The 11,249-nt window shown below is 68.8% G+C and carries 13 protein-coding genes; 3 read left to right on the forward strand and 10 right to left on the reverse strand.

The genetic code is table 11. The features are described from left to right. Nucleotides 1–695: 695 nt before the first annotated feature. Entirely contained in the window at nucleotides 696–1,910 is a 1,215-nt protein-coding gene (gene serB, locus ABZ833_RS44930) for a phosphoserine phosphatase SerB (RefSeq protein WP_361059705.1), read from the forward strand. 87 nt (nucleotides 1,911–1,997) lie between these two features. On the opposite strand, the gene ABZ833_RS44935 is transcribed toward serB, so the two are convergent. The 4 genes from ABZ833_RS44935 to ABZ833_RS44950 form a co-directional block, all read right to left on the reverse strand. After that, a complete protein-coding gene (locus tag ABZ833_RS44935; protein ID WP_361059707.1) occupies nucleotides 1,998–2,516 on the reverse strand; it encodes a histidine phosphatase family protein in 519 nt (172 codons plus the stop codon). A gap of 88 nt (nucleotides 2,517–2,604) precedes the next feature. After that, on the reverse strand, nucleotides 2,605–2,829 hold the full coding sequence (locus ABZ833_RS44940; RefSeq protein ID WP_361059710.1) for a hypothetical protein: 225 nt from the start codon (nucleotides 2,827–2,829) through the stop codon (nucleotides 2,605–2,607). Nucleotides 2,830–2,997: 168 nt separating this feature from the next. Continuing rightward, nucleotides 2,998–3,114 (reverse strand): SGM_5486 family transporter-associated protein, encoded by a 117-nt coding sequence (locus ABZ833_RS44945; protein ID WP_268770442.1) that lies wholly within the window; start codon nucleotides 3,112–3,114, stop codon nucleotides 2,998–3,000. Between the two features lie 178 nt (nucleotides 3,115–3,292). Beyond that, nucleotides 3,293–4,597, reverse strand: coding sequence for a CynX/NimT family MFS transporter (locus ABZ833_RS44950; protein ID WP_361059713.1), 1,305 nt, complete (start codon nucleotides 4,595–4,597; stop codon nucleotides 3,293–3,295). A 144-nt stretch (nucleotides 4,598–4,741) separates the two neighbouring features. Between ABZ833_RS44950 and ABZ833_RS44955 the strand changes: the two genes are divergently transcribed. Beyond that, nucleotides 4,742–5,428, forward strand: coding sequence for a FadR/GntR family transcriptional regulator (locus ABZ833_RS44955; RefSeq protein ID WP_249590754.1), 687 nt, complete (start codon nucleotides 4,742–4,744; stop codon nucleotides 5,426–5,428). Here the strand turns inward: ABZ833_RS44955 and ABZ833_RS44960 are convergent. From ABZ833_RS44960 to fabG, 3 genes are all read right to left on the reverse strand, one after another. Further along, the gene (locus tag ABZ833_RS44960; protein ID WP_361059716.1) at nucleotides 5,412–5,747 is read right to left on the reverse strand and encodes a hypothetical protein; all 336 of its coding nucleotides are present in this window, start codon (nucleotides 5,745–5,747) and stop codon (nucleotides 5,412–5,414) included. The two genes, ABZ833_RS44955 and ABZ833_RS44960, sit on opposite strands and share 17 nt — an antisense overlap. A 135-nt stretch (nucleotides 5,748–5,882) precedes the next feature. Then, nucleotides 5,883–6,644: an enoyl-ACP reductase FabI gene (gene fabI, locus ABZ833_RS44965; protein ID WP_361059719.1), complete on the reverse strand. Its 762-nt coding sequence runs from the start codon at nucleotides 6,642–6,644 to the stop codon at nucleotides 5,883–5,885. A 5-nt stretch (nucleotides 6,645–6,649) separates the two neighbouring features. After that, nucleotides 6,650–7,369 carry a 3-oxoacyl-[acyl-carrier-protein] reductase gene (gene fabG, locus ABZ833_RS44970; RefSeq protein ID WP_361059722.1) on the reverse strand — a complete coding sequence of 240 codons (720 nt, stop codon included), beginning with the start codon at nucleotides 7,367–7,369 and terminating at the stop codon, nucleotides 6,650–6,652. 185 nt (nucleotides 7,370–7,554) lie between these two features. Between fabG and ABZ833_RS44975 the strand changes: the two genes are divergently transcribed. After that, complete coding sequence (locus ABZ833_RS44975) at nucleotides 7,555–9,081, forward strand: TldD/PmbA family protein (RefSeq protein WP_361059725.1); 1,527 nt, start codon at nucleotides 7,555–7,557, stop codon at nucleotides 9,079–9,081. Between the two features lie 60 nt (nucleotides 9,082–9,141). Here ABZ833_RS44975 and ABZ833_RS44980 read toward each other — a convergent pair whose 3' ends face one another. The 3 genes from ABZ833_RS44980 to ABZ833_RS44990 form a co-directional block, all read right to left on the reverse strand. Continuing rightward, entirely contained in the window at nucleotides 9,142–10,389 is a 1,248-nt protein-coding gene (locus tag ABZ833_RS44980; protein WP_361059728.1) for a site-specific integrase, read from the reverse strand. A 47-nt stretch (nucleotides 10,390–10,436) separates the two neighbouring features. Further along, nucleotides 10,437–10,598 carry an excisionase family DNA-binding protein gene (locus tag ABZ833_RS44985; RefSeq protein ID WP_361059734.1) on the reverse strand — a complete coding sequence of 54 codons (162 nt, stop codon included), beginning with the start codon at nucleotides 10,596–10,598 and terminating at the stop codon, nucleotides 10,437–10,439. 20 nt (nucleotides 10,599–10,618) lie between these two features. Continuing rightward, a partial coding sequence (locus tag ABZ833_RS44990; protein ID WP_361059731.1) for a replication initiator occupies nucleotides 10,619–11,249 on the reverse strand: 631 nt, incomplete at its 5' end.

Below are 11,249 nucleotides of genomic sequence, written 5' to 3' on the forward strand. Positions count from 1 at the left end.
GTGCCTGTTTGCAGCCGCGCCGCCGCGCCGCCACACCCTCCGGGGCAAGGCGGTCGGGGCGGCTGGGGGGCGTTCCCCTTCCGGGGGCGGGGAGTGCCTGTGCCGCCGCTTCGCGGCGGATCCTTTCCCGCCCACCCACCCGAGCACCCCGCGGTGGATGGGGGGGGGTGGGCGTCGCTGGGTAAAGGGTGGGCGGGGGAAAGAGCGCCGCAGGGCAAACGGATGGGCGGGCGGGAGAAGAACCACCGCAGGGCAAACAGGCGGGCGGGCGGGAGAAAGACCACCGCAGGGCAAGCGGGCAGGTGGGAGAAGAACACCACAGGGGCAACGCGTGGGCGGGCGGGGGAAAGACAGCTGCGGGGCAAACGGGTGGGTGGGTGGGAGAAAGACAGCTGCGGGGCAAACGGGCAGGTGGGTGGGAGAAAGACAGCTGCGGGGCAAACGGGCAGGTGGGTGGGAGAAGAACCGCCGCAGGGCAAGCGGGCAGGTGGGCGGGAGAAGAACCACCGCAGGGCAAACGCGTAGGCCGGCGGGAGAGGACCACCGCAGGGCAAGCGGGCGGGTCGGCGGGGAAGGCCGTGGCCGTCAGAGACGCCCGCCTGGCGGCGGTCAAAGACTCGTCCCAGCCCACGCCGTGTCCGGCACGCGGACCACCCCGGCGGCCGAGCCGCACCGCCGGATACGGTGGGATCACCATGAGCGCTTCGCAGCCCCCGCAGCCCGCCGACGTCCCCACGCTCCTCGTCAAGATCTTCGGCAAGGACCGCCCCGGAATCACCGCAGGCCTCTTCGACACCCTCGCCGCCTACTCCGTCGACGTGGTCGACATCGAGCAGGTCGTCACCCGTGGCCGCATAGTGCTGTGCGCGCTCGTGACCGCGCCGCCGGCCGGCCTGGAGGGCGACCTGCGGTCCACCGTGCACAGCTGGGCCGATTCCCTGAGGATGCAGGCCGAGATCATCTCGGGCATCGGTGACAACCGCCCCCGTGGCCTCGGCCGTTCCCACGTCACCGTGCTCGGCCACCCCCTGACCGCCGAGTCGACCGCCGCGATCGCCGCCCGCATCACCGATACCGGCGGCAACATCGACCGCATCTTCCGCCTCGCCAAGTACCCGGTCACCGCGGTCGAGTTCGCCGTCTCCGGCACGGAGACCGAGCCGCTGCGCACCGCCCTCGCCCTGGAGGCCGCGAGGCTCGGCGTGGACGTCGCCGTCGTCGCCGCGGGCCTGCACCGCCGCGCCCAGCGGCTCATCGTGATGGACGTCGACTCGACCCTGATCCAGGACGAGGTGATCGAACTCTTCGCGGCGCACGCCGGCTGCGAGGACAAGGTCGCCGAGGTGACCGCCGCCGCGATGGCCGGAGAGCTGGACTTCGAGCAGTCGCTGCACGCCCGCGTGGAGCTGCTCGCCGGGCTCGACGCCTCGGTCGTCGACAAGGTCCGTTCCGAGGTCCGCCTCACCCCCGGCGCCCGCACCCTCATCCGCACGCTCAAGCGCCTCGGCTACCAAGTGGGCGTCGTATCGGGCGGATTCACTCAGGTCACCGATGATCTGAAGGAACGTCTCGGCCTCGACTTCGCCCAGGCCAACACCCTGGAGATCGTCGACGGCAAGCTCACCGGCAAGGTGACCGGCGAGATCGTGGACCGCGCGGGCAAGGCCCGGCTGCTGCGCCGCTTCGCCGATGAGGCCGGGGTCCCGCTGGAGCAGACCGTCGCGATCGGCGACGGCGCCAACGACCTCGACATGCTGAACGCGGCCGGTCTCGGTGTCGCCTTCAACGCCAAGCCCGTCGTCCGCGAGGCCGCGCACACCGCGGTGAACGTCCCCTTCCTCGACACCGTGCTCTACCTCCTCGGCGTCACCCGCGAAGAGGTCGAGGCGGCGGACACGCACACCGACTGACGTCGGGCCGCTCCCCCATCACGCCGTACGCCGATGGGCCCTGGAACCGCTGCGGTTCCGGGGCCCATCGGCGTAAGCGCATCGGGACTACTCGGACGGCGCCCAGTAGTCGGCGAGCGTGCCGACCCCAGGCTCCAGGGCCTTCCACGATCCGGAGTACGTCAGGACGGCGAAGGCCGAGGTCGGGAAGCCGCGGCGGTCCATCCGAGTACGGGCATCGCCCTCGGCGTCGCCCGCGAGGATGTCGGCGAGCCCCTGCACTCCGGGGTTGTGGCCGATCAGCACGACGTTCTGCACGTCGTCCTGGGTTTCGTTGAGCACGGCGATCAGCTCGCCCGGGGAGGCCTCGTACAGCCGGTCCTCGTAGACGGTCTTGGGCCTGTGCGGCAGCTCATGGACGGCGAGCTTCCATGTCTCGCGGGTCCTGGCGGCGGTCGAACACAGGGCCAGGTCGAAAGGGATGCCGCTGTCGGCCAGTTTGCGCCCGGCGACGGGGGCATCCTTGCGGCCGCGCTCCGCGAGCGGGCGCTCGTGGTCGGACACCTGCGGCCAGTCGGCCTTCGCATGCCGGAAAAGGACAATCCTGCGGGGTTCTGCGACGCTCATGCGTCCCAGCTTCGCATGAAAGGCGCCAGCGGGCGCAAGGAGTTGGCGTGCTCCCCCGGCACGGGTGACGGCGTCCACCCGGGGCAGGTCACGAGGTCGTACGGAACACCGTCTCCTGGATGCGCTCGAGCACGTGCGTGACGACCGGCTCACCGCTCGCCGCGTGTGCGTCGGCGGGGTTCAGTATCAGCAGGAGCAGGGCCGCGAAGGCGATGGCGGGAAGGGCGATCGCCCACCACGGAAGCTGGATCTCGACGCTCGCAGAGTCCTTGGGGGCTCCCGGGTCGCGAAGGATGTGCGAACGGGCCGACATGCCGCCTCCGTGGTCTTCGAGTCCTCCGTGCCGCGTCCTCGCGGCCACATCTCGAAGGTACGGATCCGGCGACCCTCAGCACATCCGGTGATCCACCCACTTGACCCTGACACTGGCCCCCTAGGGGATGGTGGTGCTAGCCCCACCATCCGCCCGGCCGGGGGCAGTTCACGGCGAGGCGATGGAGGCGATGACGCCGATGATCACGGTGATGGCCAGCATCGCGCCGAGCACGATGAGCAGCTTCTTCTGGCCGTTCTGGGGGTTCGGGTCGAGCACTGGCATGGGGTGAGTCTCGCACCCTTTGTCCGAGGGGCCGCCGCCGGGGTCCCGCGAACGGTCCCCCCAGGCTGCGGAACGGCCGCCCTCAGGCTGCGGAAGGCCGCCCCCGGGTTGCGGGAGCGGCCACCCCCGCACCCCAGGAGCGGTCACCCTCGCACTCCGGGAGCGGCCGGCGCCGACGTCAGGCAGCCGCCGCGACCTCGTCCTCGACCGTGCGGTTGCGGCCCGCCAGGACGCCCACCACGATCTGCGGCACCATCAGGCCCGCCATCAGTGCGATCGGCAGCCCCCAGCCGCCGCTGTGCTGGTAGAGCACGCCCACCAGGAGCGGCCCCGGAATCGAGATCAGGTAGCCGGTGCTCTGCGCGAAGGCCGAGAGCTTGGCGACGCCCACGCTGCTCTTGGCCCGCATGCCGACCATGGTGAGGGCGAGCGGAAACGCGCAGTTGGAGACGCCGAGCAGCAGGGCCCACACCCAGGCGCCGCCCTCGGGGGCGAAGTAGAGACCCGCGTACCCGGCGAGGCCGCAGGCGCCGAGCACGACCACGACGGGGCCCTGGTTCGGCAGCCGGGTGGCGACCCGCGGGATGACGAAGGCCAGCGGCACGCCCATCGCCATGATGACGGCGAGCAGCACACCGGCCTCCCCCGCCGGGACCCCGGCGTCACGGAAGATCTGCGGCATCCAGCCCATCGTGATGTACGCGGCGGTGGCCTGGAGCCCGAAGAAGCAGGCCAGCGCCCACGCCGTACGGCTACGCGTGATGCGCAGCCCGGCGTCTTCCTTGCGCACCGTGGAGCTGACGTGCTCCGGGGCGGCGGACGCCGCGCTCTTGTCCCGCACGAGCGGCACCCACGGCACGACGGCGACGACGGCGAGCGCCGCCCACACCGCGAGCCCGGACTGCCAACTGCCGCCCATGGCATCGGTCATGGGCACCGTGATGGCGGCCGCCATCGACGTGCCGAGCGCGAGCGCCATCGAGTAGAGCCCGGTCATCGAGCCGACCCGGTCCGGGAACCAGCGCTTGACGATCACCGGCATCAGGACGTTGCTGACCGCGATGCCCATGAGGGCGAGCGCGCTCGCGGCGAGGAAGCCTGCGGTGCCGCCCAGGAAGGGGCGGATCACCAGGCCCGTGGCGATCGCGACCATGCCCGCGCAGACCACGGCGCTGGGGCCGAACCGGCGGGCGAGCCGCGGTGCCATGACCCCGAAGAGCGCGAAGCACAGCGGCGGGACGGAGGTGAGAAGACCGGCGAGCGTGCCGCTCATGCCGAGCCCGTCGCGCACCTCTTCGAGGAGGGAGCCGAGGCTGGTGATGGCCGGGCGGAGGTTGAGGGCGGCGAGGACGATGCCGACCATGACCAGACGCGTCGTCCACGCGCGCGTGGGGGGCTGTTTCTCCGCTGCCCCGTTCGCCGCGTCGGTACGTATCGGTGTCGTCTGTGCCGGTGTCATCGTCGAGGTTTCCTCACTAGCCATGGGGCCATCATAGAATCATGGGATGATTGGCTGTCCAATCTGTAGTGTCTGTTTCCGTCACACCGCTGCCACTGTTGCCCTCAGTCCCCCTGTCCCCCTGCCTCCTGTCTCCTGTCTCCGTCACATCGCGCACGAAGGAACGTCATGCCGCTGACCACCCCTCACCGCTCGGCGCTCTCCGAACAGGTCATCGCCGAGCTGCGTAACCAGATCTCCTCGGGAGAGTGGCCGGTCGGCTCCCGCATCCCCACCGAGCCCGAGCTGGTCGAGCAGCTGGGCGTGGCACGCAACACCGTCCGGGAGGCGGTCCGCGCCCTCGCGCACAACGGCCTCCTCGACATCCGCCAGGGCTCCGGCACGTATGTGGTCGCGGAGAGCGAACTGGCCGGCGTGATGCAGCGCAGGTTCGCCGACGCGGATCCGCGGCACATCGCGGAGCTGCGCAGCGCCCTGGAGTCGAGCGCGGCGAAGCTGGCCGCGCAGCGGCGCACCGAGCGCGACCTCAAGCAGCTCGACGCCCTTCTGGAGCGCCGCGAGGAGGCCTGGGCGACCGGTGACGCCGAGGCCTTCGTGGCGGCCGACGCCACCTTCCACCTGGCCGTCGTGGCCGCGTCCCACAACGACGTGATGACGGCGATGTACGCCGACCTCGGCGAGGTCATGCGGGACTGGCTGCGCGAGGACGTCGGCGAGAAACTGACCCCCGAGAGCCACATGGACCACGCCCGGCTCGTCGACGCGATCCGGGAGAACGACGCGGAGGCGGCCGCCAAGGAAGCCGCCGCCTACCCGTTCATGTGCCGCCCGGAGCTGTTCACTTCTGGTGGCTGACCCACACCGACCGGATCTCTTTCCAGCACCGTCCGGCGAGCCGCACGGTCTCGGCGGGCCCGGCCTCCACAAAGACTCCGTCGCTGTCGATGTCCCACCACTGCTCGCACTCCACGTGCAGCCGGACCCGGTCGGTCTCGGGGTACGGGTTGTGGCAGTGGACGACCGCTTCCGAACCCTCGACGCTGGTGCGGCACTCGGAGCCGAACGGCCGCGGTTCGACGGCCTCCACGCGCGCGCGTGGAGGCTTCGCCTCTCCGACGGCATGCGACGCGGCGCCGTACGGCAGGGCGATCAGCAGGGTGAGAGCGGCGAGCACCGCAGGAGGTGACGGGCGCACACCTCAGGGTGCGCGCCTGTGCCCCGGCCCCGCCTGGCCGGTGGACCGAACGGGTGACGCCCCGCCGCCCGCTCATCGCGGGGACGGGGCGTCAGAAACGTACGTAATGCCTGCTCAGGCACCCATCATGTGCACGCCGCCGTCGACGTGGATGATCTCGCCCGTGGTCTTCGGGAAGAAGTCCGAGAGCAGCGCGACGATGCCGCGGCCCGCGGGCTCGGGGTCGGCCATGTCCCAGTCCAGCGGGGAGCGGGTGTTCCAGACGTCCGCGAGGTCGGCGAAGCCAGGGATGGACTTGGCCGCCATGGAGCCGATCGGACCCGCGGAGATCATGTTGCAGCGGATGTTCTCCTTGCCCAGGTCGCGGGCGAGGTAGCGCGAGGTGGCCTCGAGGGCGGCCTTGGCCGGGCCCATCCAGTCGTACTTCGGCCAGGCGAACTGCGCGTCGAAGGTCAGCCCCACGACGGAGCCGCCGTTCGGCATCAGGGGGCGGCAGGCCATGGTGAGCGACTTCAGGGAGAACGCCGAGACGTGCATCGCCGTCGAGACGTCCTCGAAGGTCGCCTCGAGGAAGTTGAAGGCACCCTGCGGAGCGAAGCCGATGGAGTGCACGATGCCGTCGAGGCCGCCGAGCTCGTCCTTGACCAGGCCCGCGAGCCGGTCCAGGTGCTCCTGGTTGGTCACGTCGAGCTCGATGACCTTGGCGGGCTTGGGCAGCTTCCTGGCGATGCGCTCAGTGAGCGTGGGGCGCGGGAAGGCGGTGAGGATGACCTCGGCGCCCTGCTCCTGCGCGACCTTGGCCGCGTGGAACGCGATGGAGGACTCCATCAGAACGCCCGTGATCAAAATCTTCTTGCCGTCGAGAATTCCGCTCATGGTGATCAGTGACCCATGCCCAATCCGCCGTCAACCGGGATGACGGCTCCAGTGATGTACGAGGCGTCGTCCGAGGCGAGGAACTTCACCGCGGCGGCGATCTCCTCGGGCTGCGCGTAACGGCCGAGCGGCACCTGCGCCATGATGTTCGACCGCTGCTCGTCGGTGAGCGCCTTGGTCATGTCGGTGTCGACGAAACCGGGCGCCACGACGTTGAAAGTGAGATTGCGCGACCCGAGTTCCCGGGCGAGCGAGCGCGCGAAGCCGACCAGGCCCGCCTTGGAGGCGGCGTAGTTCGCCTGCCCCGGGCCGCCCATCAGGCCGACGACGGAGGAGATCAGCACGACGCGGCCCTTCTTGGCGCGCAGCATGCCGCGGTTGGCGCGCTTCACGACACGGAAGGTGCCGGTGAGGTTGGTGTCCAGGACGGACGTGAAGTCCTCCTCGGACATCCGCATGAGGAGCTGGTCCTTGGTGATCCCGGCGTTCGCCACCAGGATCTCCACCGGACCGTGCTTCTCCTCGATCTCCTTGTAGGCCTGCTCCACCTGCTCGGTGTCAGTGATGTCGCACTTGACGGCGAGGACTCCGAGGTCGGTGAGGGCCTGGGGCGGTTCACCCGAGCGGTAGGTGATCGCGACCTTGTCGCCGGCGTCGGCGAAGACGTGGGCGATGGCGAGGCCGATGCCCCGGTTTCCTCCGGTGACGAGAACCGAGCGGCTCAACGGATCACCCTTTCGATAGCGGTCTGGTACCTCGAAAACCTATCGGTACGGTGCTCCATACGGAGAATCGACGACCGACAGTGGCTTACCGGACTCACTGTCGGGTCCCTACAGAAAACTCTGGCCGCCGGGCCCTCACGCGCGACATGATCTGACCGACCGGTGCCGACAGCAGGGAGACATCCGTGCCTCATTCCATCGATGAAGCCTTCACGGCGCTGCCGCTCAGGGCTCTCGCCGACGCCGCGCTGGCCCGCGCGCGTGCCCTGGGCGCCGACCACGCGGACTTCCGCTTCGAGCGGGTGCGCAGCGCGTCCTGGCGGCTGCGGGACGCCAAGCCGTCCGGCACGTCGGACACCACGGACCTCGGCTACGCGGTCCGTGTCGTGCACGGCGGGACCTGGGGGTTCGCATCGGGCGTCGATCTGACGATGGACGCGGCGGCGAAGGTCGCGTCCCAGGCCGTGGCGATGGCGAAGCTTTCGGCCAAAGTCATCAAGGCCGCGGGGTCCAAGGAGCGGGTGGAGCTCGCCGATGAGCCCGTGCACGCGGACCGGACGTGGATCTCCTCGTACGAGATCGATCCCTTCTCCGTGCCGGACGAGGAGAAGAGCGGGCTGCTCGCCGAGTGGAGCTCCCGCCTCCTGGCCGCCGACGGCGTCTCGCACGTCGACGCCTCGCTGCTGACCGTGCACGAGAACAAGTTCTACGCGGACACGGCGGGGACGGTGACCACGCAGCAGCGGGTCCGGCTCCACCCGCAGCTCACCGCGGTCGCGGTCGACGAGACGAGCGGCGAGTTCGACTCGATGCGGACCATCGCGCCGCCGGTCGGGCGCGGCTGGGAGTACCTCACGGGCACCGGCTGGGACTGGGACGCGGAGCTGGCCCGCATCCCCGAGCACCTCGCCGAGAAGATGCGGGCGCCGAGCGTGGAGGCCGGTTCGTACGACCTGGTCGTCGACCCCTCGAACCTCTGGCTGACCATCCACGAGTCCATCGGCCACGCCACCGAGCTCGACCGCGCGCTCGGCTACGAAGCGGCGTACGCGGGGACGTCGTTCGCCACCTTCGACCAGCTCGGCAAGCTCGCGTACGGCTCGTCGATCATGAATGTGACGGGCGACAGGACGGCCGAGCACGGCCTGTCGACCATCGGGTACGACGACGAGGGCGTGGCCGCGCAGTCCTGGGACCTGGTGAAGGACGGCACCCTGGTCGGCTACCAGCTGGACCGGCGGATCGCGAGGCTCACCGGCTTCGAGCGCTCCAACGGCTGCGCCTACGCGGACTCCCCCGGGCACGTGCCGGTGCAGCGGATGGCGAACGTGTCGCTCCAGCCGGATCCCGGCGGGCTCTCCACGGAGGACCTGATCGGGGGCGTCGATCGGGGCATTTATGTCGTAGGCGACCGGTCCTGGTCGATCGACATGCAGAGGTACAACTTCCAGTTCACACAGCAGAGGGCATACCTCATCCGGAACGGCCGCCTTGCAGGGCAGCTCCGAGATGTTGCCTATCAGGGAATCACCCCTGAGTTCTGGGGCTCCATGGAGAAGGTTGGAGGACCCCAGACGTACGTACTAGGAGGGGCTTTCAACTGCGGAAAGGCCCAACCGGGACAGGTTGCCGCTGTGTCTCACGGATGCCCGTCCGCACTGTTTCGAAGTGTGAACATCCTGAACGCTTCAGCCGAGGCTGGACGCACCTGACGGGTTGGCTTTCCAGGCTCGAAGTCTGCACCAGGTCGACACACGATCACGGCGAATCCTCTAGGCCACGTCGTCCCAGTCCTCGGCATCCCCCTCTGAGGGGGTCAGCTGAGGCGGGACGATGAGGCCTTTAAAGGGGCTCAGCTTCAGCCCCAATCGGTTGTGCATGGTGCGGGCACCCCGTTCCATGGCTCTGCGCACCAGGTGCCCGTAGACGAGTTCCGTCGTCCTGGTAGAGCGATGCCCCACCCAGGCCGCCACCTCGAAGAGCGGGATGTCAGCGTGGATGGCCTCCGAGACGAAGAAGTGCCGGAAGCTCTTCGGCGTGTACTGCGGAGTCCCAGCAGCCTTGGCCGCCGCCTTGAACTGAGACAGGAACCAGTCGTACGACGGGTGGCGATCGCTGAGGCGAGGGGACTCAAAGAACCAGTCCCGGTCACCCCACGTTCCGAACGTGTCGATGTGATCGTTAAAGATCTCATTGATCGACTCCGGCACCGGCGCCTGCCGCGCCTGATCAAAGGTGCGGTGCTTCGTGCCCCTCTTCACACCACGCCGGTAGCCGGAGATCTCCTGGCAGCCGTAGGCCGAGACCTGGTGATCCACCACCAGGATGCTGCGTTCCCAGTCCATCGACTCCTCCGCCAGTGCCAGCGACTCTCCCGGACGCGTCCCGCAGCCCGCCATGGCCCAGAAGGCAGCGCGGATCAGCTTCGGGGTCTCCGCGATGATCCCTAGCACCTCTTCCATGCTCGGAATGTCGTCGTCGGTGACCGGGGTCATGGACTGCCCCGGACGCCTGCGAGGGTTCGCCTTCTTGCACGGGTTCCGGCCGATCAGCTCAGCCGACACCGCGTAGTTGAAGACGGACGAGAGCACGTTCTTACGTCCGTTGATGCCGGTTTCCTTGTAGCCCCTCTCCCTCTGGTCTGCCTCCCAGTCCTGAACGGTTGACGGGGTGATACTGCCGACGGGCTTGTTCCCGAAGAACGGCCCATAGTGGTTGTCGAAGACACTCTGATAGTTCCTCTTCGAGGACTCTTCGAGCGTTCCCGCCGCAACCCACTCGTGCCAGATCTGTTCGAACGTCCTCTGCCCCGCCTTCGGGTTGATGTACGTCCCTAAGTCCTTGTCCCGCTCGACCTTGACCGCAAATGCCTCTGCGTCTTCGAGCTTCTTGAAGGACACCTGACGCGGCTTGCCCGCCCTGCCCCCGGGCTCTCGGTACGACACGCGGTACGGCTTGTGGGGGCACGTCGGTTTCTTGCGCCGGGGGCAGGTGCAGTCAACTTTCTTGATGGTTGCCACGCTTGTTTACCCTCCACATGTTGATGGGTTAGCGATCGGTCGGGAACCTAGCCACCCTGCATACGGGCGTCAACCCAGTTGTGTAGGTCGCGAGTTCGGAACCGGACATGCTTGCCGACCTTCAGGAACGGGATGCCCCAACGTCGGTACGAGTCCATGAGGACGCGCTTGGTCACCCCCAGCTCTGAAGCCGCCTCATCCGGGGTCATCAGCAGGTTGCTGCCGCCCCTCACGGCCACACCTCCCCGCCTTCAAGTACCTCTGCAGCCAGCCGTTTGGACAGTGCGAGGTCTTCAGCGATGCCCGCCGCTATGTCAGCCTCAGCGAGGGTGTGACCTGAGCCGACGTAGTGCCAAGCCGAGTCGGTGACTGCGCCGTCGGGTATCCCTGCGCCGCCGCTTTGGTGTTCTGCCCGTACGGTGCGCAGCGCTCCGTAAGTGGTGGAGTAGCGGCGGGATTTGGTGAGGATGTGCCCCCTGTAGCCGAGCGTGTGTGTCCAGGAGCGCAGGCGGAGGCCAGCCAGTTCGGGCAGGCCGCCCAAGCGCCAGCAGACCCCCATGAGGGCGCGCACATGTGCGTTGACCGGGGCGAGTCGGATGCTCTCGGCATCAGTGATGCGGTAATCAACGCCGCCTGAGTCTCCGACCGACTTGGAGACGTACTTTGCGACGTAGGCGGCAACGGCGCTGTCGGTCACCGCGGATTCTGTGAACGCGTCGCTGCGGATCGGATGCACGTCGAGTTGCCGACCCCAGCGAATGTCATGCTCCCCCGTAGCTGGCGAGTAGGGCGTATGGACTTCCACCATGTCCGCCGCCGACCGCACCACTTGTTCGAGGAGTTCGGCCGTCGCCCAGATC

This window comes from Streptomyces sp. NPDC047525, assembly GCF_040643025.1.
Classification (GTDB): Bacteria; Actinomycetota; Actinomycetes; order Streptomycetales; family Streptomycetaceae; genus Streptomyces; species Streptomyces durmitorensis.